Below are 20,788 nucleotides of genomic sequence, written 5' to 3' on the forward strand. Positions count from 1 at the left end.
TGTTGATATGAACCAACAATCGCTTCAAGGTGTGCTGATCTCCGGTGGCTCCTCCGGATTGGGTGCGGCCACCGTGGCCGCGGTATCCGCCCGCGGTGGCCTGCCGCTGGTGATCGACAAGAAACCGCCGGCGGCCGACGTCCCCTATGTCGCTTGCGATTTGGCCGACACCGGTGCGGTCGCGACCGCCGTCGAGTCCCTGGCCGACAAGGTGAACGGCCGCATCACCGGTGTATTCACCCCGGCCGGCATCGACTCCTGCGGCACGCTCGAGCAGGTCCCCGCCAAGGAATGGGAGCAGGTCATCGCCGTCAACCTGGTCGGCACGGCCGCGGTCATCCGCGCCGCGCTGCCGTACCTGAAGGCCACCCGGGGGCGCATCGTCACCTGCGCCTCCACGCTGGGCATCAAGGCGGTCAGCGACGCCACCGCATACTGCGCGTCGAAGTTCGGGGTCGTCGGTTTCACTCGCGCGCTGGCGGCCGAGCTGGCCGGACAGGTGGGCGTGACGTTACTGATCCCCGGCGGCATGCACACCCCGTTCTTCGACGGGCGCCCCGAGCAGTACAAGCCGCCGGCGGACGCCAAGCTCAATCAGCCCGAAGACGTCGCCCAGTCCGTGCTCTTCGCGCTTTCCCAACCGGCCGGCTGTGAGGTGCGTGAGATGGTGGTCTGCGCCTCGACGGAGTCGTCGTGGCCCTAAGGGGCGCAGCGACTCTCGACGCCGGTGCGCCGGGCAGGATCGTGGTGCTGCGCGCCCTGGGGCTCGGCGACCTGCTCACGGCGGTGCCGGCGCTGCGTGGGTTGCGGCGACACTATCCGGGGGCGCGGGTGATGCTCGCCGCCCCCGACCGCTACCGCGACCTGGCCATGCTCACCGGCGCGATCGACGAGTTGTTGCCCACCAACGAGCTGGGCGACGTCCAGCCGCTGGGCGGCCCGCCGGAGCTGGCGATCAACCTGCATGGCCGCGGACCGCAGAGCATCGAGCACCTGCTGGCCTGGGAACCGCAGTCGGTGATCAGTCATTGTCACCATTGCCATCCCGGCGTGGCGGGCCCGCGCTGGCGCGCCGAGCTGCACGAGACGCACCGGTGGTGCGCGTTGCTCGAATGGGCCGGAATCCCTTGCGATTTAACCGACACGCTGCTACCGCGCCCACCGCTTCCCCGCGACCAGACCGGGGCGGTCGTGATCCATCCCGGCGCGTCGGCGCCGGCGCGGCAGTGGCCACCGCAACGGTTCGCCGCGGTGGCCGCCGCATTGCGCGACGAGGGCTACGAGATCGTCGTCACCGGATCGCCGAGCGAATTCGACCTGGCCCACGCCGTCGCCAGCGCCGCCCGGTTGCCGCGCACCGCCGTCGTGTCCGGACTGCTCGACCTGCCCGCGCTGACCGCGTTGATCAGCGACAGCCGGCTGGTCATCTGCGGTGACACCGGTGTGGCGCACCTGGCCGCCGCGACCGGAACCGCGTCGGTGGTGCTGTTCGGCCCCACCTCGCCCCGTCGTTGGGGCCCGCGCGGGCCCGCGCCGCACGCCGCGCTGTGGGCGGGCCGCAGCGGCGACCCCCACGGCGCGGTGCCCGACGAGGGCCTGCTGTCGATCACCGTCGACCGGGTGCTGTCCGCAAGCCACGATGTCCTGGGCGAGCCGGCATGAGCAGCAGGCCTCTCGTCGGTGTGGTGGGCGTCGGTTACGTCGGTTTGACCACCGCGGTCTGTGTGGCCGGGCAAGGACTGAATACCGTTGCGGTGGACGCCGACCCGCACCGGGTGCGCAAACTCGCCACCGGGGTCTCGGTCATCGATGAACCCGGACTGACCGAATTGCTGAGCGACGGACTCGCGCGCGGCACGCTGAGTTTCAGCACCGACTTCGCCGCGTTGGCCGACCGGGACGTCGTGTTCGTCTGCGTCCCCACCCCCAGCGCCGCCGACGGTGCCGCGGACCTGGGCGCCGTCGAATCGGTGGTCGACGGCCTCAGCGGTGTGCTGCGGCGCGGGGCCATCGTCGCGTTGAAGTCCACCGTGCCGGTCGGTACCACCTCCCTCATGGGGCGGCGGCTCTGCCACAAGGGCATTCGTGTCGTTTCCACTCCGGAGTTCCTCCGCGAGGGGCGCGCCGTCGACGATTTCAGTCATCCGGACCGACTGGTGATCGGCACCGACGATGAACTGGCGGCCCAACTGGTACAGCAGTCGTACGGTTTCACCGCGCACCGCGTGCTGCGCATGAGCCCCGAGAGTGCCGAGCTCGCCAAGTACGCCAGCAACGCCTTCCTCGCGGTCAAGCTGTCCTACGCGAATTCGCTGGCGGCACTGTCCGCGCGGGTGGGCGCCGACATCAACGACGTGACCTGCTGCATGGGCGCCGATCGGCGCATCGGGCCGGAGTTCCTGCGCCCGGGCCCCGGTTGGGGCGGTTCGTGTCTGCCGAAGGACACCGCGGCGCTGGTGCACATCGCACACCGGCACGAGGTTTCCTTCGCGGAGGTCGAAGCGGCCCGGCGCACCAATACCGGGCAGGCGCAACGGATCGTCACCGCCCTGCGGCAAACGTTTGGCCGACCGTTGTCGGGCTGTCGGATCACCGCTTTGGGCCTCACGTTCAAGGCCGCCACGAGCGACACTCGCGACTCGCCTGCGCTGGCCGCATGCGAAGAATTCACTGCGGCCGGCGCCCAGGTGGTGGGTTTTGACCCGCAATTGCCCAACATCGATCCCACCGTCTTGCAGCAAAGCGGGGTGACGGCGGTCGACGACCCCTATCGCGCCGCCAAGGCCGCCGACGCGATCGTCGTGCTGACCGAATGGCCGCAATTCCGCGGGCTCGACTGGCAGGTCATCGCGCAGGACGCGCCGCTGGCCGTCGTCATCGATGCCAGAAACTCGCTGGATCCGGCCGCGGTGCGTGAAGCGGGCCTGGGTTACCTCGGAAACGGTGTGCCACAAGGCTTTTGATCCCGGCGCCGACCGTTCCGGTCGCGCCGCCGGGCGCCGTTGCACACTCGTCAGCTGAAAACTGGCTGAGAGTCGGCCCCGCCGGCGTCGTTTCGGCGAATAACACGGCCCGATCCGGGTAATACGGCTCGGGTGGGAAGTGCCGAAGCCGCCCATGCGGTGGCAGCCTGCATATGTCACGCCCGTCAGCGGGAGCCGCGCTCGGTGGGCGCGCGCACCGTCGGCGGTGCCATGCAGGTGGTTCAAACAATAGCCACACACGCCCACCCGCCAGCACAGTAGAACCGTCTGCCGAGGAGGGAAAACATGTCCAAAAAAGAGGTTTCCGATTATTTGCTGGAGCGCTTGCGGGCGTGGGGCGTTGAACATGTATTCGGGTATCCCGGCGACGGCATCAACGGGCTGCTGGCCGCGTGGGGCCGCGCGGACAACAAACCCAAGTTCATCCAGTCGCGCCACGAGGAGATGAGCGCCTTCGAGGCGGTCGGCTACGCGAAATTCACTGGCCGGGTCGGGGTCTGCGCGGCCACATCCGGCCCCGGAGCAATCCATCTGCTCAACGGCCTCTACGACGCCAAGCTCGACCACGTCCCGGTGGTGGCCATCGTCGGCCAGACCAACCGCAGCGCGATGGGCGGAAACTATCAGCAGGAGGTCGACCTGCTGAACCTCTTCAAGGACGTGGCCAGCGACTACGTCCAAATGGTCACCGTCCCCGAACAATTGCCCAACGTGCTCGACCGCGCCATCCGGATAGCGATGACCCAACGGGCCCCGACCGCGTTGATCATCCCCAGCGACGTCCAGGAGCTGCCGTACTCGCCGCCCGAGCACGCGTTCAAGATGGTGCCCTCCAGCCTCGGCATCGAGTACCCGGAGATCGCGCCCGACGACACCGCCATCGCACGGGCGGCCGACGTCCTCAACGCCGGCAAGAAGGTCGCCATCCTGGTGGGTACCGGCGCGCGCGGAGCCCACGAAGAGCTGGCCGAGGTCGCCGACCTGCTTGGCGCGGGAGCGGCCAAGGCCCTGCTGGGCAAGGACGTCCTGTCGGACGAATTGCCCTGGGTCACCGGCTCGATCGGGCTGCTCGGGACGCGGCCGAGCTACGAGATGATGCGCGACTGCGACACGCTGCTGACGGTCGGGTCCAGCTTCCCGTACACCCAGTTCCTGCCCGAATTCGGTCAGGCCCGCGCGGTGCAGATCGACGTCGACGGCCGGATGATCGGCATGCGCTACCCCTACGAGGTCAACCTCGTCGCCGACGCGAAGACCGCGCTGCGGGCGCTGATCCCGCACCTGCGCCGCAAGGAGGACCGGTCCTGGCGCGAGGGCATCGAGAAGACCGTGGCCCGCTGGTGGGAGACCATGGACAAGGAGGCGATGGTCAGCGCGAACCCGGTCAACCCGCTGCGATTGTTCTCCGAGCTGTCGCCCCAGCTGCCCGAAAATGCCATCGTCGCAGCCGATTCCGGCTCATCCGCCAACTGGTACGCGCGCAACCTGCGGTTCCGCGGCAACATGCGGGGCTCGCTGTCGGGCACGCTGGCCACGATGGGCCCCGGGGTTCCGTACGGGATCGGCGCGAAATTCGGCCACCCGGACCGGCCCGTCATCGTGTTCAGCGGTGACGGCGCCATGCAGATGAACGGCATGGCCGAGCTGATCACGATCAAGCGGTACTGGAACGAATGGAAAGACCCGCGCCTGATCATCGCGATCCTGCACAACAACGACCTCAACCAGGTCACCTGGGAAATGCGCGCCATGGCCGGCGCCCCGAAATTCGCTGAATCCCAGAATCTTCCGGATATCGACTTTGCCGCCTTCGCCGCCAGCCTGGGCCTGAACGCGATGGCGATCAAGGATCCGGAGGAACTGTCGGACGCCTGGCGCAACGCGCTGTCGGCGGACCGTCCCACGGTGCTGGACGTGCACACCGACCCCGACATGCCGCCGATCCCGCCGCACGCGACGTGGGAGCAGTTCAAGTCGGCGACCGCGGCGGTGCTCTCCGGTGACGAGGACCGGGTGGGCTTCGTCAAGGTCGGCCTCAAGACCAAGGCGCAGGAGTTCTTGCCGCACAAGAAGAGTTGACCCGCGGGCGGGTTCGGGCCTCAGCCGCGCTTGGTGACGCCCGAACCCGCACTGCGCAGGTCGTCGACGAACGACTTGTAGACCTCGTCGTGTCGGTCGCTGCGGTCGCGCAACACCGCCGAGGGATGTACTGTCGCGACCACCGTCGGTGCGGGCTCCACGTGCACGTCGACCGATGAGGGCAACCGCAACTGCTGGCCGCGCTGGGTGGACACCCGAAAAGTGTTGCCCAACAACGACTGTGCGGCGGTGGCACCCAGGCACACGATGACCTGCGGCCGCACCGCTTCGATCTCCGCGATGAGCCAGGGCCGGCAGGCGACGACCTCGGTGCGGCCGGGCTTTTGGTGAATGCGCCGCTTCCCGCCCTTGCGGGTGAACTTGAAGTGCTTGACCGCGTTGGTCTCATAGACCAGCGCCGGCTCGATGCCGGCGTCCTCGAGGGCGCGGTCGAGCAGACGCCCGGCCGGGCCGACGAACGGCTCACCGGCTTGATCCTCCTGATCGCCGGGCTGCTCGCCCACCAGCATGATCGGCGCGCCAGGGTGCCCGTTGCCGAACACCGTCTGGGTGGCGTCTTCGAAAAGCGAACAGCCGTGGCATGATTCGGCCGCCGTCCGCAAGGAGTCCAGGCCGCGGTCCTGCGGGAGATAGCGGTCGGCACCGGGAGCTTTCGACGTTGCGGCCATGATCTCCTTCCCAGCGGCGTGGATACCCCCGCTCCCCACCGAGCGGGGGTGGCTGCCTCAGCCCTTGCCCATGATGGCGTCGCGGGCCCGGTCGAGCATCGCGGCAAACGGTCCCGCGGCCAGGTTGGCCGCCTGGGATTCCACACCGGCGTGCGGGCGGGTGGGGGCGATCGCTTCGGCGAGCTTGGCGGCGCGGCCCATCCGTTCCAGCTCGTCGCCGCTCAATTCCTCACCGAGCTTGGCGAATTCGTCATGCTCCTCATGCTCGGCGTGTTCGATCACCGCGTCGCGCAGCTTCGTCAATTCGCGGGTGAACTCCTCGCTGTCGACGTCGAGCTTTTCTAGCTTCTGCAGGACGGTCTTGGCCTCGTGCTCTTCGCGCAGCCTCTTGTCGACGACGGTGGCGCCGCGGGAAATCTTGCGCTTGGCGCGCGGGTGAACGATTTCTTCCTCGGCGGTTTCGTGCACGGCGAGCAGGCGCCGCAGCTCGACAAAGGCCTTCTCGCGGGCCTTTCCGGACGCCGCCAGGGTTTCGGCGAACATCGCCTTGATCTGCTGATGCTGACTGACGAGAAAGTCGACCACGTCGGTGGGCGACTGGATGGCGTTCGGTGCCACAGTGTCCCTCCCATCTTTGGTGCGGCGCGCGGGCTGTGCGCGCTCCCGAGTCGGCTACCCGACCAATCCGACCGCCAAACGGGGTGTGGCGGCGCCCGCGCGGGGTATGTCCTGGACAAACCGTCGAAAGGATTGGGTGGTCGATGGGCGCCGAAGTTCGCACGGGCCAGCGCATCCGGGCGTTGCTGCGCTGCGCGGTCGTCGGCGGGCTGGCGGCGGCCTCGCTGACCACAGCCTGTTCGCGGCCGGGCGCGTCGCTGGAGAGCGCGCCCGCGGTCGACGTCTGGCGGATAGCTGTCCCATTGCACGAACCGGTGTGGTCCTACGGCACGGGCGCCCTGATCGCGCTCACCGGCGATCACCGGTTGGCCGAGGTCACCGCCGGCGATCACGGCAGCGATGCCAAGACGCGCTTCTCGGCACCCATGGCATCCGGGCGCAACATGCAGATCAGCCAGAAGGACCAGCGGATGGTGTTCGTGCCGCAGCCCGACCGCGGCAAGGTCGCCGCCGTCGACCTGGAAAGTCTGCGCCAGGTCGACGATTTCGACGCGGGACCGGCGCCGGCCTACCTGGCCGAAGACGCGGGCTTGCGCATGCTGCTGGCGCTGTCGGCCGATGGGATGGCGGTGACACCGGTGGACCAGTACGGCTACCGCAAGCTGCCCACGGCGACCACCGAAACCAGCGCCGACACCATCGACGGCGCCAACCGCGGACGCGAACTCGACTACCACCTGTATGGAGCGTCGGGCATCCGGCATTTCAAGGGCACGACATCACCGCCGGCGCAGCACGGCTCCCTGACCATCGACGTCGCGGTCTCGGCGGGTGACGGCACCGCGGTCACCCGCAGCTACGTCGCCGGACACGACGACGACACCGTGCGCGCCGTCGACTCGCGCCGCGGCGGACGGGGCATGGAGGTACTGGCCAGCGCGCGATTGCCGGCGCCGATCCGCGCACTCGGCACCGACGACACCAGGATCTACGCCGCCACCGACCACGAACTGGTGACACTCGAGACCGCCAGCTTCACCGGCTTTCCCGACGGGCGAATTCCCGTGCTGCGCACCATCGATTACCGGTCGGGGCTGCCTCCCGACGCGCAGCCGGCGCGCCTGTCGGGCATGGCCGTCGGGCCGCATCGGGTCTACCTGACGTTCGTCGAGGCGCCCTACGTGGTCGGCATCGCCAAACCGCGCCTGTGACGGCCGTGGTTTAGCCCCACGCCCTTGTCGGCTACATTTCGGGCAGGTTCTCCCGAAGGAGGCGCTGCGTGACCCACCCGCAGGACCCGTATTGGCAGAACCCGCTGAGTTACGACCCGCTGGGCCGCGTCCCGCCCCCTGACATTGAGCCGCTTCCGGCGCAGCCGCCGCCGTACACACCGCAGCCCGCACCCCCCTACCGGCCGCCCGTCAACACCCTGGCCACCCTGTCGCTGGTCTTCGCGTTCCTGTTTGCGCCCGCGGGGGCGATCCTGGGGCACCTCGGGCTGGCGCAGATCCGTCGCTCCGGCGAACTCGGCCGCGACCGTGCGCTGGTGGGCGTGACGCTGTCGTACATCTTCATCCTGTTGGCGGTCGTCGCCCTGGCGGGATGGGCCACGCTGGGCGGCTCGACCTCGTCGCACCGGACATCCCCCGGCTCCAGCACGGCCGCCGGGCCGCCGCCGCCCACCGTGCCGCCGGAGACCATCGCCACCCTGCTGCCCGGGCTCGATGCGCAGCGCAACATCACCGGCGACGCGAATCTAGACGTCGGTCCGACCTGGAACAGCCCCGGTCGCTCCCCGGACGACGGCAGCATCGACCGCCCGGAGTGCTGGGAAAGCATCGCCGCCGGCAGCCCGGACGCCTACACCCCCGGGGTGTTGGCCGGATATCACGCCGGTGAGTTCACCGACACCCGCAGCATGCTGAAGTCCATGCAGGTCATCCAGGGCGTCGCGGCGTTCCGCGATCCGGGCGCGGCCCAGGCACAGCTGGCCACCCTGCTGTCGGGATGGCACAAGTGCGGCGGCTCGACCATCACCGTCTCCGCTCCCGGCGGGCAGCCGATCCCGATGTCGGTGAGCGCCCCCGCCGACGCCGGCAACGGCATCACCACCCTGGACCTGACGCCCAAGGGCATCCAGGTGCGCTCGGCACGGGCGATCGCGGCCAAGGCCAACGTCGTGATCGACCTGAACGTGTCCGCCAGCGGCACCACGGACAGCGCGCCACCCCGCGCGGCCGCGGTCAGCATCGCCAACTACATCCTCGGCAAGATCCCCGGCTAAGTAGGCTGTCCGCATGAAGTTTGTCGACGTCGACGGGGTCGGCCGGGTCAGCCGGATCGGCCTGGGCACCTGGCAGTTCGGTTCACGCGAGTGGGGTTACGGCGACAGCTACGCCGCCGGCGCCGCGGGTGACATCGTGCGCCGCGCCCGCGCCCTGGGGGTGACGCTGTTCGACACGGCCGAGGTGTACGGCCTGGGCAAAAGCGAGCGGATCCTGGGCGAGGCGCTAGGCGACGAGCGCGCCGAGGTGGCGGTGGCCAGCAAGATCATGCCGGTCGCGCCCTTCCCCGCGGTGGTCAAGCAACGCGCCCGCGCCAGCGCGCAGCGGCTGGGGCTGGACCGCATCCCGCTCTATCAGATCCACCAGCCCAACCCGGTGTTCCCCGACTCGGTGATCATGCCGGGCATGCGCGACCTGCTCGATGACGGCAAGATCGGCGCCGCCGGCGTCTCGAACTATTCGCTGCAGCGCTGGCAGAAGGCCGACGCCGCGCTGGGCCGCCCGGTGATCAGCAACCAGGTGCACTTCTCGCTCGCCTACCCGAAGGCGCTGAAGAATCTGGTGCCGTTCGCCGAGCGGGAGAACCGCATCGTGATCGCCTACAGCCCGCTAGAACAGGGACTGCTGGGCGGCAAGTACGGCGTGGACAACCGTCCGGGCGGCGTGCGCGCGGTGAACTCCCGGTTCGGCACCGAAAACCTGCGCCGCATCGAGCCGCTGCTGCAGCTGTTGCGCGACGTCGCAAAGGACGTCGACGCCAAGCCGGCGCAGGTGGCCCTGGCCTGGCTGATCAGCTATCCGGGCGTGGTCGCCATTCCCGGCGCCTCGTCCGTCGAGCAGCTGGAGTTCAACGTCGCGGCGGCCGACATCGAGCTGCCCACCGCATCCCGTGACGCGCTCACCGAGGCGGCCCTGGCCTTCCGGCCCACCTCGGCGGCGCGCTTCGTGACCGACCTGGCCAAGGAGAAGCTCGGCCGCTGAGCTGCCGGCTTACGACTGATTGGCCTCGGCGAACGCCGCGGGGCTGGCTGGCGCGCCGCGCGCCACCACTAGCGGCATCGACGTCGAGGAGTTGGTCCGCAGGATCGTGTGCACCACGTCGATCAGGTCTTCGACGGGCATCAACTTGCCGGGCATGCAACCGCGCGAGGACCACAGCGGGACCGCCTTCATCGCGAGGTCCATGTCCCAGCCTTCGTTCATGCCGGTCTGACCGTCGCCCTCGCCGCCCGCGCACTCCCCGACGATCAGGTTGGTGAAGCCGATGTCGGAGTGCTCGGCCCGCCACGCCTCCACCAACCGTTCCAGGGCTGCCTTGCTGACGCCGTACGCGCCCAGGCCCGGCCACGGCGGCCCGAAGGTGCCGGCGTCGGAGGACAGGTAGACCGCCTTGCCGGCCGACGCGGTCAGGTGCGGCACCGCCGCGGCGGTCACCAGCGACGCCCCGATGACGTTGGTGTCGAAGATCCGTCGCCAGGTGTCGGCGTCGGTGTCGACCATCCGGACCAGCGGCCCGACGGCCGGCGTATAGACCATGTTGTCGATGCCGCCGAGGGCGTCGGCGGCCCGGTCGATGGCCGAGCGGCACGACGCCTGGTCGGTGACATCGCATTCGATGGCGACGGCGTTCGGGCCGGCGTCCTTGGCCGCGGCCTCGATGCGCTCCCGACGGCGGGCAAGCAGCGCGACCTGATCACCGCGCTGCGCGAGACCGACACCTATGCAACGCCCCAGCCCGCTGGAGGCGCCGACCACCACTGTCCTTGACATATCCGCCCTCTCTTGTAACGCAAGACGCTGTCGCGAGAAACCTACCGGATGGCGGGCGCCGCGTGGTGATCACTGGGCCGCTTAGTTCGGAACGACGGTGTTCCGGTCGCCCGATTTGGCCCGGTACATGGCCTCGTCGGCTCGCGCGGTGACGGTGTCGACGGACTCGGCGGAGCGGGCGAGCGTGGCACCGATGCTCAACGTCGCGCGAATCATGTTGCCGGACAAGTGGATCGGTTCGGCAACCCGGCTGCGAATCTTTTCCGCGATCTGGGTGAGCTCGGCGGTGCTGCGAACGCCGGGCAACAACACCAGTATTTCGTCACCGCCCGTCCGTCCGACCGTGTCGCCACGGCGAACGCTCGCCCGGATCCGCGCCGCCAGGGTTGCCAGCACGAAATCCCCCATGCCGTGTCCCCAGGTGTCGTTGATCGCCTTGAAATGGTCGACGTCGCAGAACAGGACGCCGACGTGCGTTCCGGCGGGTTGCGGCTGCGCCAGCGCGGATTCGAGCCGGCTGAGCGCCTCGGCCCGGTTCACCAGCCCGGTGAGGGTGTCGAACCGCGCCAATCGTTCCAGCCGCTGCTCGGCCTCGACCTGATCGTCTGCGACGCGTAGCGCCGCGATCAGCCCGTCGGTTCTGCCCGTGGCGTCGGTGTAGGGCTTTCCGTGGCCGTCGACCCAGTGGTAGTCGCCGTCGACCGAAGACACCCGGAACCGTTGCAGAACCTGTTCGCCGCCGGCGATCCGGCGCACGGCGGCAACGAGCTTGTCGCGGTCCTCGGGGTGGATGCGATCGGCGAACGCCGAACCCGTCCAGCGCTGCAGCGGGCCGCCCAGCGCGGCCTGCACGGACGGCGAGACCCACGCGATCTCACCCCCGCGAAAGTGCACGATGATGTCCACCGCGTTGTCGGCGAGAATGCGGTAGCGCGCCTCGGCCTCGGCGCGTTGCGCACTGGCGAGCTCCTTGGCGATCAGCAGCTGCTGCTCTCGCTGGCTGAAGTAGAACGTGACCACGCCGACGATGAAGGTGCTGAACAGGATTGAGAATGTCCACTCGGCGTGCTCGCCCAGACCGAACGCCAAAAACGCCGGTCTCGACAGCGCCACCACAAGAGGAAAACCGGCAAGGATTCCCGCCAGCCGCACCAATGACCGCCGATCGGGACGGGCGAGCAGCCACGCGACCGGAAAACGGTCGGGTCGCGCCAGCGACGTCGCCGCGATGAGCACCAGCAGCGCCGATGCCGTCGAGAGCGCCTGGCCGGTCGAGGGCGAAACACCAACAAGCGCCAGCGCATCGAACAGGTAGGCGCCGACGGTGACGAGCGGAATGGCCCCACTGCCCGCCAGGTACACCGGCCAGAGCGTGCGAGTGCCGCGATCCACTCGGATCAGCGCGACGGCGACGGCCAGCAGCAGCACCGGCGCCGCGGTCTGCGGGCTGGGACGTCCCGGCCACGAGGTTTGCCGACCGCGCACCGCGTCCCCGAACAGCACCTGGTCGACACCGAGCGACCCGATGGGGGTGTACTCGAGCAGGATCACGACGGCCAACACACCCACCATCAGGGCCAGAGCACGTCCGACCCAGATGCGGTTGGGCGACGGGTGGCCGGACTGCGCCAAAATCGCGGCGCCCAACGCCGCCAGCCATAACGCGGTCCACGGCGTCATCGGCGGCCAACTCGGATAGATCCGCGTCAGCCCGTCAACCCCGGTCGACCAGCCGAGCCAGGTCACCGCGGCTATGACGAGCACCGCCAGCGGGGCCGTCCGGGCCGACCGCTGCAATGCCGATTCCGCAGCCGATTCCGCAGCCGATTCCGCACGCGCGCCGAGGGCGGCCCTGTCCATCGGCTGTCCCTTTCATCCCCGGCAGTGGGTCTGGCGAGGCCGCGGTCGGCGGCATCTGCGCGGCAAAATAGTTGTGCGCAAAAAGTTAACCGATGTCGCCTATTCGGCGCGAGCTATCCGCTCGATCCGCAGAAACGGGGGGATGCAGCCAGGGGCACGCGGCTACGGGTGCCGCGAAAGGCTAGTCCGAGGGCAGGGCCCGCAGCACCACGGCGGTGTGCGCTTCCACGTTGAGCCGGCCACCGCCGGGCACCTCCTCGGCCGGCGTGGTCTCTTCGGGTCCGGTGAACACCACGACCTCCCAGGCGGCGCCGAATTCCTTTGGTGGCAGGGTGAATTCGATCGGCTCGTAGTGGGCGTTGAAGCACAACAGGAACGAGTCGTCCAACACCCGCTGGCCTCGCGCATCGCGGTCGGGGATGCCGTGGCCGTTGAGGAACACCGCAACGGATTTGGCGAAGCTGGCGCCCCAGTCCTCGTCGGTCATCTCGGTGCCCTCGGGGGTGAACCAGGCGATGTCCGGCAGGCCGTCCTGCCCGCGCCGGCCCACCGGCTTTCCGGAGAAGAATCGGCGCCTGCGGAACACCGGATGCTCGGCGCGCAGCGCCGAGACCGTCTTGGTGAATTCCAGCAATCCGGCGTCGGCGTTGTCCCAGTCGATCCAGGTGAGCTCGTTGTCCTGGCAGTAGCCGTTGTTGTTGCCGTTCTGGGTGCGCCCGAGTTCGTCGCCGTGACAGATCATCGGCACGCCCTGGGACAACAGCAGCGTGGTCAGGAAGTTGCGCTGCTGGCGGGCGCGCAGCGCGTTGACCTGCTCGTCGTCGGTGGGGCCCTCCACACCACAGTTCCAGGACCGGTTGTGGCTTTCGCCGTCGTTGTTGTCCTCGCCGTTGGCCTCGTTGTGCTTTTCGTTGTAGGACACCAGGTCACGCAGCGTGAAGCCGTCGTGGGCGATGACGAAGTTGATCGAGGCCACCGGCCGGCGCGCGGTGTGCTCGTAGAGGTCCGCCGACCCGGACAGACGGTAGGCGAACTCGTCGAGGGTGGCGGGTTCGCCGCGCCAGAAGTCGCGGACGGTGTCCCGGTACTTGCCGTTCCACTCGGTCCACTGCGGCGGGAAGTTACCCACCTGATAGCCGCCCGGGCCGACGTCCCACGGCTCGGCGATCAGCTTGACCTGGCTGACGGTCGGATCCTGTTGCACGAGTTCGAAAAACGTCGCCAGGCGGTCGACGTCGTAGAACTCGCGGGCCAGCGTCGAGGCCAGGTCGAAGCGGAACCCGTCGACATGCATCTCGGTGACCCAGTAGCGCAGCGAGTCCATGATCAGCTGCAGCGCATGCGGATGCCCGACATTGAGGCTGTTGCCGGTGCCGGTGTAGTCCATGTAGTACTGCTTGTCGTCGTCGACCAGCCGGTAGTACGCGGCGTTGTCGATGCCCCGCATCGACAACGTTGGGCCCAGATGGTTGCCCTCGGCCGTGTGGTTGTAGACCACGTCGAGGATGACCTCGATGCCGGCATCGTGCAGCGAGCGCACCATGGCCTTGAACTCCTGGACCTGCCCGCCCGGCGTGGTGGAGCTGGAGTACTTGAAGTCGGGCGCGAAGAACCCGATCGTGTTGTAGCCCCAGTAGTTGGACAGTCCCTTGTCGACCAGGGTGGAGTCGTTGGCGAAGTGGTGCACCGGCATCAATTCGATCGCCGTGACCCCGAGTTCCTTGAGGTGCTCGATGATCACCGGGTGCGCCACCGCGGCGTAGGTGCCGCGCAGCGGTTCCGGGATGTCGGGGTGGGTCTGGGTCAGTCCCTTGACGTGCGCCTCATAGATCACCGTGTCGGCGTATTGGTGATCCGGTGGACGGTCGTTGCCCCAGTCGAAGTAGGGGTTGATCACCACCGACTTGGGCATGCTTTCCGCCGAGTCGTCGTCGTTGCGGCTGTCGGGGTCACCGAAGTTGTAGCTGAACAGCGACTGGTTCCACTCGAAGGAGCCGTCGATGGCCTTCGAATACGGGTCGACCAGCAGCTTGTTCGGGTTGCAGCGCAGCCCCGCCTGCGGGTCGTACGGACCGTAGACGCGGTAGCCGTAGCGCTGGCCCGGTTCGATGTTGGGGATGTAGGCGTGCCAGATGAAGCCGTCGATCTCGGGCAGGGTGACGCGGCTCTCGACGCCCTCGGCGTCGAACAGGCACAGCTCTACCCGCTCGGCCACCTCACTGAATACGGCGAAATTGGTGCCCGCGCCGTCGTAGGTCGCGCCCAGCGGGTAGGCCCGGCCCGGCCACACCTCTCCGGTGGGCGTGGGAGCGAGGGCGTCTGCGGTGGTCATGGCGCTTTCAATACCCTGCCGTCATGGCCGTCAAACCGTGGGCCACGCCTGGCGTTGCCGGAACTGAGCGGAAAGCCTTGTGGCATAGGTGATCACGGCTTGAGTATGACCTTGACCGCACCGTCCTGCTTCTTCTGGAAGATGTCGTAGGCGTGCGGGGCCTGGTCCAACGGCAGCACGTGGGTGGCGAAGTTGTCGACGCCGAGCGGGTCATCATCGGTCAGCAGCGGCATGATGTCGTCGACCCACCGCTTGACATTGGCCTGCCCCATCCGCAGCGTCACCTGCTTGTCGAACAGGGTGAGCATCGGTAGCGGGTCGGCGGTCCCGCCGTACACGCCGCTGAGCGAGATCGTTCCGCCGCGCCGCACGATGTCGATGGCCGAGTACAGGGCGTTGAGCCGATCCACCCCGGCGGTCTGCATCAGCCGCTTGCCCAACGCATCCGGCAACACGCCGGTCACCTGCTGCGCCAGTTTGGCGGCCGGCGAGCCGTGGGCCTCCATGCCCACCGCGTCGATCACCGAGTCGGTTCCCCGGCCGTCGGTCAGGTCGCGGATCGCGTCACCGATTGAGGAGTCGAGCCGCCCCAGATCGATGGTGTGGATGCCGCGTTTCGCGGCGCGCCCCAGCCGTTCGGGCACCAAGTCGACGGCGATGACGCGGTAGCCCAGGTGGTCGGCGATGCGCGCGGCCATGTCGCCGATGGGGCCCAGTCCCAGCACGGTCACCGAGCCACCGTCGGGGATGTCGGCATAGGCGACCGCCTGCCATGCGGTGGGCAACACGTCCGACAGGTAGACGAACCGCGAATCCGGCGGGCCCACAGGCACTTTGATGTGGGTGAATTGGGCCTGGGGGACGCGTAGCAGCTCGGCTTGGCCGCCCGGGATTTCGCCGTAGAGCTCCGAATAGCCGAACAGTGCCGCCCCCATGCCCTGGTCGCGCACCTGCGTCGTCTCGCACTGGGTGTAGAGCTGCTGGCCGCACATGTGGCAACTGCCGCAGGAGATTTGGAACGGGATGACGACCCGGTCCCCCACCCGCAGGTCGCCTGTTTGCGCGCCGACCTCCCGCACGATGCCCATCGCTTCGTGCCCGAGGATGTCGCCGGGGTTCATGAACGCTCCGAGGATCTCGTAGAGGTGCAGGTCGGAGCCGCAGATGTTGGTCGAGGTGACTTCCACAATGGCATCCGTCGGTTGCTCGATCTTCGGGTCGGGCACCGAATCCACCCGCACGTCGCGCTTGCCCTGCCAGGTAACAGCCTTCATACGGCTGGCACATACCCGTCTTGCACTCGTCGAAACCGCGCCGCGGCCGGGGGCTCATCCGGCGCGGGCAGCGCTCGACGGCGAGCCGGCGGGCAATGATCGCGGCCGGCCGCGTTTCAGCCAGGCGGCCACGGCGCAGTGCCCGCGAATGATCAAACCAAAGATCTTGGGCGCCAGCAGTTTTGATCGTCGTGCCGAACTGCCCCGAGACTCGTGATCAGTGCCGGTGGCCCTTGAGCGGGTGCTCGCTGTCTATCAGCGCCGCCGCGATGTCGATGAGCCTGATGTTGGATTTCTGCGAGACCCGGGTGAGCAGTTCGAACGCTTCGACGGCGTCGAGGTTGAAGCGCTCCATGACCACGCCCTTGGCCTGGCCGATGATGTCGCGGGATGCCAAGGCGCTGCGAAATTGGTCCTGCCGGCGCATCATCGACCACGCCAGCGCGATGTGCGTTGCGAACACCGCCCCGACCTCCACGGCGTCCTCGCTGAAGGCCTGCGGGCGCTCGGCATAGAAGTTGAGCGCTGCCATGCTGGTGCCGTCAATGAACAACTCGTACGACAGGATCGAGCGGATCGGCGTCCGCTCGAGCGCCAACCGGCGATAGCGCAACCAGCGCTGTTCGGCGTTCAGGTCGGCGATGTGCATGATGTGGTGCTCCCAGGCGGCCGCCAGACACGGCCCTTCGCCGGCGCTGTTCTGGATCGCGTCGAGCACCATCGGGTAACGATGCGTGGCGACCACGCTGCTGACCGACTTGTTCTCCTCGGCCAGGGTGATACCGGCGTACTGGGAGCCGGTGACGTGGTCGACCCCGCTGTCGATGAGCTCGTGCAACCCGGAAGCGGTATCGCTTTGTTCGCGCTGCAGATTCGCCACCAGCTCTACGAGCTGAGCGACGATCGTGGCATTGCCTTCCCGCATAAGTTCACCCCCGGAGCCGCCTGGCCCGCAGAGCCCCTTCTCGCCTTCATGGCGCCATCCATACGCGTGCGAATGCAAACGCCCAACGAGAAGTCTATGGGCCATCCAACGAAGCGCAAGGCCGCTTAACGAACCGGTCCGAGGGATACCGGCCCGTCACCCGGGCTACCCGCAGAGCCCGAACCCTTCCGTAGCCAACCCTGACGTCAGAAACCCTTCCCAGCCAACGTCTTTCGCGGCCACCGGATACCCAGACGGGACGGGGCTCACGACCCGTCTCGGATGCGCGCCTACACTCGGGACGGTGACCTCCATTGTGATCGTGGGAAGCGGCTTCACCGGATTCACCTGCGCCCGTCGCCTGGCCCGCATTATGCGCCGACGACGCGTCCCCGTCGACATCACGATGGTCTCCCCGGTCGACTACATGCTGTACACGCCGCTGTTGCCCGACGTCGCCGGCGGGGTCGTCGATGCCCGCTTTGTCGCTGTCCCCCTGGCCAATTCGCTCAAGGGGGTGCGCGCGGTGCGTGGCCGCGTGGACGCGGTGGATTTCACCCAGCGCACGCTGACCTATTGCGATCCCGAAGAGCGCAGCCATTCGATGTCCTGGGACCGGCTGGTGCTGACGCCGGGGTCGGTGACCCGGCTGTTCGATGTGCCGGGGCTGGCAAGGCACGCGCGCGGGTTGAAGACCACCGCCGAGGCCCTGTACCTGCGCGACCACTTCGTCGAACAACTGGAGCTGGCCAACATCGAGGACGATCCGCGTGCGGCCGCCGCCCGGCGCACGGTCGTGGTGGTGGGCGCGTCGTATTCGGGGACCGAACTGGTCGCACAGCTGCGGGCGCTGGCCGACGCGGCGGCCAAACAGATGGGCTTCAACCGCGCCGAGGTGCGGTTCCTGCTGCTGGACCTGGCCGACCAGGTGATGCCGGAGGTGGGAAAGCGGCTGGGTGACGCCGCGCTCAAGGTGTTGCGCAAGCGCGGAATCGACGTCCGGCTCGGCATCACCCTCAAGGAGGCGCACGCCGATCACGTTGTGCTCAGCGATGATTCGCGTATCGACACGCGCACCATCGCCTGGGTGACGGGGGTGACCGGCGCACCGCTGATCCAGGACCTGGGGCTGCCGACCGAAAGGGGCCGGCTCAAGGTGCAGGCCGACCTGCAGGTGCCGGATCACCCCGAGGTGTTCGCGGCCGGTGACGCGGCCGCGGTACCCGATCTGACCCAGCCGGGGAAGATCACCCCGCCGACCGCCCAGCACGCGACCCGGCAGGGCAAAGCGCTGGCCCGAAACGTCGCCGCCAGCCTCGGCTATGGCAGCATTAAGGAATACAAACACCGCAACCTCGGCCTGGTGGTCGACCTCGGGCCGCGCTATGCGGTGGCCAATCCGCTCAACATCCACCTGTCCGGGCTGCCCGCGAAAGCCGTCACCAGGTCCTACCACCTGTATGCGATTCCCCGCGGCGTCAACCGGTGGGCGGTGTCGCTGGCCTACCTGACCGACGCGCTGTTCACCCGTTCGGTTGTGTCGATCGGGTTGACCTCCGAGGACGACGCGCAGTTCACGGCCAGCGAAGGCATCCCGATGCCGAAGACGAGCTGAGCCGACCGCGTCTCGGGGTTCAGCCCTCGGCCGACTGTTGGGCCATCGCGTAGGCGAGCTGAAGAAAGTCCGCGCCCGCCAGCGCGCTGAACACGCCGGCGACCAGCCGGGTGAACCGCGGCGCGAACACCAGGCCGATGGCAAACCCGGTGGCCACCCACATGTCCAGGCAGAACGGGCAGGTCAACAACTCTCCCAGGCTGTGCCGGAGCGGGCTTTGCTCGCGGACCTCTTCCTGGACTTCGGCCGGGCCGCCGGTGCCCGCGTAGCGGGTGAACGGCGCGCGCAGCGGGCTCGTCACGGCGTCCTTGGTCAGGGTTCGCGACAGCTTGTGGGTGCCCAGGGTGAGAATGAGCAGGTCCTGGAGCCGCCACCGGGTGGGTAACGTGCGACCGGTGGCCAGCGCCGCCAGCACCGCGGCGACCACCACCGTGCTGTAGACGGCCATGACGGCCAGGTAGCCCCCCAGCGGCCGGTCGTTGTCGCCCCGGTAGGCGTCCGCTTCTTGGCGTGCGCCATCGACGACCTGGGCACCGGTTTCCGTCAACTCAGCCATCGCTTCTCCTAGAACGCATAGCGGGACGGGTACCCGGCCTGGGCCGCTGCAATCGGCGACGGCTCAGACGGTGTCCGGCTCGGAGCGCTTCGCCGTTTTCGCGGCCTCTCGCAATGTGCGGTTGGTGGACCGCAGATCGGTATTGGCCGCCGACAACGTGGCATTGTGGTCCTCGAGATCGAGGATGCGCGCGACGCCGGCCAGGTTGACCCCGGAATCGACCAGCGCTGTGATGCGCTTGATCCTGGCCAGATCATCGGCGCTGTACCGGCGGGTGCCGCCTTGGCTGCGCGACGGCGCGATCAGGCCGTAGCGTTCGTAAAGCCGCAGCGTCTGCACCGCAGTCCCGGACAATTCGGCGGCCACCGAGATGCCATACACCCCATGGTCAGACGCCGGAGCATCCGCGTTACCGCGGTAGTCGACCATCGCGCCTCCCCTTTACCTTCCCGCTTAGAAAATCTGTTTAGCATACTTGCGTCTTTCTGTCGACGGTGCTATATAAAATCTATGTCATTGGACATAGGAAATTGCCGACCCACAGCCTAGATTGGAGTGAGAGGTGACCACCATGCTGATGCGTTCAGACCCGTTCCGTGAGCTCGACCGCTTCGCCCACCAGGTCCTCGGTACCGCCGCCCGTCCGGCGGTGATGCCGATGGATGCATGGCGCGAAGGCGAGAACTTCGTCGTCGAGTTCGACCTGCCCGGCATCGACGCCGACTCGCTGGACATCGACATCGAGCGCAATGTGGTGACGGTGCGCGCCGAACGACCGGCCGTCGACCCCAACCGCGAGATGCTGGCCACCGAGCGGCCGCGCGGCGTGTTCAGCCGCCAGCTGGTACTCGGCGAAAACCTCGATACCGACAAGATCGAGGCGTCCTACTCCGAAGGCGTTCTGCGCCTGCACATCCCGGTGGCCGAGAAGGCCAAGCCGCGCAAGATCACGGTCGGCCGCGGCGACGGCCACAAGGCGATCAACGACAAGGCCTCGGAACGCGAGGTCATCAACGCCTGACCGACGGCGGGCCGGGCGGCGGCCGTACCCACACCGGCATGCGGCCGCCGCACCCCCGGCTCCTGGCGACCGGATACACGATGAAATGGGAACTCGACGGCCAAACCGCCAACGTTGAAGAGGCGTTGGGCGGCGGCGCCGCGCAACCGGCGGGGTGGTTTCGGTTCTACTTCACCGACCAGCGCTGGGAATGGTCCGAGCAAGTGCAACGCATGCACGGCTACGAGCCCGGCAGCATCACCCCGACCACCGAACTGGTGCTGTCCCACAAGCATCCCGAGGACCGCGGCAACGTCGCGGCCACCATCGATCAAATCGTCCACACCCGCCAGGCGTTCAGCACGCGCCACCGGATCGTCGATACCCGGGGAAAGGTGCACCACGTCGTCGTCGTCGGAGACCGGCTCTTCGACGACGACGGTGACGTGATCGGAACGCACGGGTTCTACATCGAGGTCTCCGCGCCCTACGAACAGGCGCGCGAGGACGCCATGAGCGCGAAAGTCGCTGAGATCAGCGAGAATCGGGCCGGCATCGAGCAAGCCAAAGGCATGCTGATGCTGATCTACGGCATCAGCGACAGCGCGGCTTTCGAGTTGCTCAAGTGGTTGTCGCAGGAAGCCAACGTCAAGCTGCGACCGCTTGCCGAGCAGATCGCCCACGACTTCCGCAACGCCGGCCTGCCGCTGAACACCCAGTCGGAATTCGACCATCTGCTGTTGACCGCGCACGAACGCGTCCAAAGTAACCGCGAATAGCGGTTGCAGGCCAAGGCTTTTC

At 68.0% G+C, this 20,788-nt stretch carries 19 protein-coding genes; 10 read left to right on the forward strand and 9 right to left on the reverse strand.

Annotated features, from left to right (window positions below):
• Positions 1-7 precede the first annotated feature (7 nt).
• The 4 genes from A5624_RS21975 (at position 8) to A5624_RS21990 (ending at position 5,063) form a co-directional block, all read left to right on the forward strand.
• Positions 8-703 carry an SDR family oxidoreductase gene (locus tag A5624_RS21975; RefSeq protein ID WP_066870999.1) on the forward strand — a complete coding sequence of 232 codons (696 nt, stop codon included), beginning with the start codon at positions 8-10 and terminating at the stop codon, positions 701-703.
• Entirely contained in the window at positions 694-1,662 is a 969-nt protein-coding gene (locus tag A5624_RS21980; RefSeq protein WP_066871002.1) for a glycosyltransferase family 9 protein, read from the forward strand. Before A5624_RS21975 ends, A5624_RS21980 begins: the two co-directional genes overlap by 10 nt.
• Positions 1,659-2,963 (forward strand): UDP-glucose/GDP-mannose dehydrogenase family protein, encoded by a 1,305-nt coding sequence (locus A5624_RS21985; protein WP_066871005.1) that lies wholly within the window; start codon positions 1,659-1,661, stop codon positions 2,961-2,963. Before A5624_RS21980 ends, A5624_RS21985 begins: the two co-directional genes overlap by 4 nt.
• Before the next feature lie 306 nt (positions 2,964-3,269).
• A complete protein-coding gene (locus tag A5624_RS21990) occupies positions 3,270-5,063 on the forward strand; it encodes a thiamine pyrophosphate-requiring protein (RefSeq protein ID WP_066871008.1) in 1,794 nt (597 codons plus the stop codon).
• A gap of 20 nt (positions 5,064-5,083) precedes the next feature.
• Here A5624_RS21990 and A5624_RS21995 read toward each other — a convergent pair whose 3' ends face one another.
• Both A5624_RS21995 and A5624_RS22000 read right to left on the reverse strand, forming a co-directional pair.
• A complete protein-coding gene (locus A5624_RS21995; protein ID WP_066871010.1) occupies positions 5,084-5,752 on the reverse strand; it encodes a UdgX family uracil-DNA binding protein in 669 nt (222 codons plus the stop codon).
• A gap of 57 nt (positions 5,753-5,809) precedes the next feature.
• On the reverse strand, positions 5,810-6,370 hold the full coding sequence (locus A5624_RS22000; protein WP_066871014.1) for a hemerythrin domain-containing protein: 561 nt from the start codon (positions 6,368-6,370) through the stop codon (positions 5,810-5,812).
• A 143-nt stretch (positions 6,371-6,513) separates the two neighbouring features.
• Between A5624_RS22000 and A5624_RS22005 the strand changes: the two genes are divergently transcribed.
• The 3 genes from A5624_RS22005 to A5624_RS22015 all read left to right on the forward strand — a co-directional run bounded on the left by A5624_RS22005 (position 6,514) and on the right by A5624_RS22015 (position 9,636).
• A complete protein-coding gene (locus A5624_RS22005) occupies positions 6,514-7,581 on the forward strand; it encodes a hypothetical protein (protein WP_066871017.1) in 1,068 nt (355 codons plus the stop codon).
• A gap of 68 nt (positions 7,582-7,649) precedes the next feature.
• Positions 7,650-8,654, forward strand: a complete 1,005-nt coding sequence (locus A5624_RS22010; RefSeq protein WP_066871020.1) for a sensor domain-containing protein — start codon at positions 7,650-7,652, stop codon at positions 8,652-8,654.
• Between the two features lie 13 nt (positions 8,655-8,667).
• Positions 8,668-9,636: an aldo/keto reductase gene (locus A5624_RS22015; protein ID WP_066871023.1), complete on the forward strand. Its 969-nt coding sequence runs from the start codon at positions 8,668-8,670 to the stop codon at positions 9,634-9,636.
• Between the two features lie 9 nt (positions 9,637-9,645).
• Here A5624_RS22015 and A5624_RS22020 read toward each other — a convergent pair whose 3' ends face one another.
• The 5 genes from A5624_RS22020 to A5624_RS22040 form a co-directional block, all read right to left on the reverse strand.
• Positions 9,646-10,413, reverse strand: a complete 768-nt coding sequence (locus A5624_RS22020; protein ID WP_082990630.1) for an SDR family oxidoreductase — start codon at positions 10,411-10,413, stop codon at positions 9,646-9,648.
• 93 nt (positions 10,414-10,506) lie between these two features.
• Entirely contained in the window at positions 10,507-12,285 is a 1,779-nt protein-coding gene (locus tag A5624_RS22025) for a sensor domain-containing diguanylate cyclase (RefSeq protein WP_066871029.1), read from the reverse strand.
• A 181-nt stretch (positions 12,286-12,466) separates the two neighbouring features.
• Positions 12,467-14,617, reverse strand: a complete 2,151-nt coding sequence (gene glgX, locus A5624_RS22030) for a glycogen debranching protein GlgX (RefSeq protein WP_066871032.1) — start codon at positions 14,615-14,617, stop codon at positions 12,467-12,469.
• A gap of 92 nt (positions 14,618-14,709) precedes the next feature.
• Positions 14,710-15,891 carry a zinc-dependent alcohol dehydrogenase gene (locus A5624_RS22035; protein WP_066871035.1) on the reverse strand — a complete coding sequence of 394 codons (1,182 nt, stop codon included), beginning with the start codon at positions 15,889-15,891 and terminating at the stop codon, positions 14,710-14,712.
• Positions 15,892-16,108: 217 nt separating this feature from the next.
• Positions 16,109-16,816 carry a GAF and ANTAR domain-containing protein gene (locus tag A5624_RS22040; RefSeq protein ID WP_066871038.1) on the reverse strand — a complete coding sequence of 236 codons (708 nt, stop codon included), beginning with the start codon at positions 16,814-16,816 and terminating at the stop codon, positions 16,109-16,111.
• A 304-nt stretch (positions 16,817-17,120) separates the two neighbouring features.
• On the opposite strand from A5624_RS22040, the gene A5624_RS22045 reads away from it, so the two are divergent.
• Positions 17,121-18,431 carry an NAD(P)/FAD-dependent oxidoreductase gene (locus A5624_RS22045; protein WP_066871041.1) on the forward strand — a complete coding sequence of 437 codons (1,311 nt, stop codon included), beginning with the start codon at positions 17,121-17,123 and terminating at the stop codon, positions 18,429-18,431.
• 19 nt (positions 18,432-18,450) lie between these two features.
• On the opposite strand, the gene A5624_RS22050 is transcribed toward A5624_RS22045, so the two are convergent.
• Together A5624_RS22050 and A5624_RS22055 are read right to left on the reverse strand one after the other, a co-directional pair.
• Entirely contained in the window at positions 18,451-18,987 is a 537-nt protein-coding gene (locus tag A5624_RS22050; protein WP_066871044.1) for a DUF1360 domain-containing protein, read from the reverse strand.
• A gap of 63 nt (positions 18,988-19,050) precedes the next feature.
• Entirely contained in the window at positions 19,051-19,416 is a 366-nt protein-coding gene (locus tag A5624_RS22055; RefSeq protein ID WP_066871047.1) for a helix-turn-helix transcriptional regulator, read from the reverse strand.
• A gap of 142 nt (positions 19,417-19,558) precedes the next feature.
• Here A5624_RS22055 and A5624_RS22060 point away from each other — a divergent pair, with 142 nt between their 5' ends.
• Both A5624_RS22060 and A5624_RS22065 read left to right on the forward strand, forming a co-directional pair.
• Positions 19,559-20,008, forward strand: a complete 450-nt coding sequence (locus tag A5624_RS22060; RefSeq protein WP_066871189.1) for an Hsp20/alpha crystallin family protein — start codon at positions 19,559-19,561, stop codon at positions 20,006-20,008.
• A gap of 80 nt (positions 20,009-20,088) precedes the next feature.
• A complete protein-coding gene (locus A5624_RS22065) occupies positions 20,089-20,766 on the forward strand; it encodes a PAS and ANTAR domain-containing protein (RefSeq protein ID WP_066871192.1) in 678 nt (225 codons plus the stop codon).
• The last annotated feature ends 22 nt before the right edge of the window (positions 20,767-20,788 follow it).

The sequence above is a fragment of the Mycobacterium sp. 1482292.6 genome, assembly GCF_001672995.1.
In the GTDB taxonomy this organism is placed as follows: domain Bacteria; phylum Actinomycetota; class Actinomycetes; order Mycobacteriales; family Mycobacteriaceae; genus Mycobacterium; species Mycobacterium europaeum_A.

Excerpts from the sequence above, each read along its gene's own strand:
- A5624_RS21975 (WP_066870999.1), top strand. The coding sequence starts at position 8 with ATGAACCAACAATCGCTTCAAGGTGTGCTGATCTCCGGTGGCTCCTCC.
- A5624_RS21985 (WP_066871005.1), top strand. The coding sequence starts at position 1,659 with ATGAGCAGCAGGCCTCTCGTCGGTGTGGTGGGCGTCGGTTACGTCGGT.
- A5624_RS21990 (WP_066871008.1), top strand. The coding sequence starts at position 3,270 with ATGTCCAAAAAAGAGGTTTCCGATTATTTGCTGGAGCGCTTGCGGGCG.
- A5624_RS21995 (WP_066871010.1), bottom strand. The coding sequence starts at position 5,752 with ATGGCCGCAACGTCGAAAGCTCCCGGTGCCGACCGCTATCTCCCGCAG.
- A5624_RS22005 (WP_066871017.1), top strand. The coding sequence starts at position 6,514 with ATGGGCGCCGAAGTTCGCACGGGCCAGCGCATCCGGGCGTTGCTGCGC.
- A5624_RS22015 (WP_066871023.1), top strand. The coding sequence starts at position 8,668 with ATGAAGTTTGTCGACGTCGACGGGGTCGGCCGGGTCAGCCGGATCGGC.
- A5624_RS22025 (WP_066871029.1), bottom strand. The coding sequence starts at position 12,285 with ATGGACAGGGCCGCCCTCGGCGCGCGTGCGGAATCGGCTGCGGAATCG.
- glgX (WP_066871032.1), bottom strand. The coding sequence starts at position 14,617 with ATGACCACCGCAGACGCCCTCGCTCCCACGCCCACCGGAGAGGTGTGG.
- A5624_RS22035 (WP_066871035.1), bottom strand. The coding sequence starts at position 15,891 with ATGAAGGCTGTTACCTGGCAGGGCAAGCGCGACGTGCGGGTGGATTCG.
- A5624_RS22040 (WP_066871038.1), bottom strand. The coding sequence starts at position 16,816 with ATGCGGGAAGGCAATGCCACGATCGTCGCTCAGCTCGTAGAGCTGGTG.
- A5624_RS22050 (WP_066871044.1), bottom strand. The coding sequence starts at position 18,987 with ATGGCTGAGTTGACGGAAACCGGTGCCCAGGTCGTCGATGGCGCACGC.
- A5624_RS22055 (WP_066871047.1), bottom strand. The coding sequence starts at position 19,416 with ATGGTCGACTACCGCGGTAACGCGGATGCTCCGGCGTCTGACCATGGG.
- A5624_RS22060 (WP_066871189.1), top strand. The coding sequence starts at position 19,559 with ATGCTGATGCGTTCAGACCCGTTCCGTGAGCTCGACCGCTTCGCCCAC.
- A5624_RS22065 (WP_066871192.1), top strand. The coding sequence starts at position 20,089 with ATGAAATGGGAACTCGACGGCCAAACCGCCAACGTTGAAGAGGCGTTG.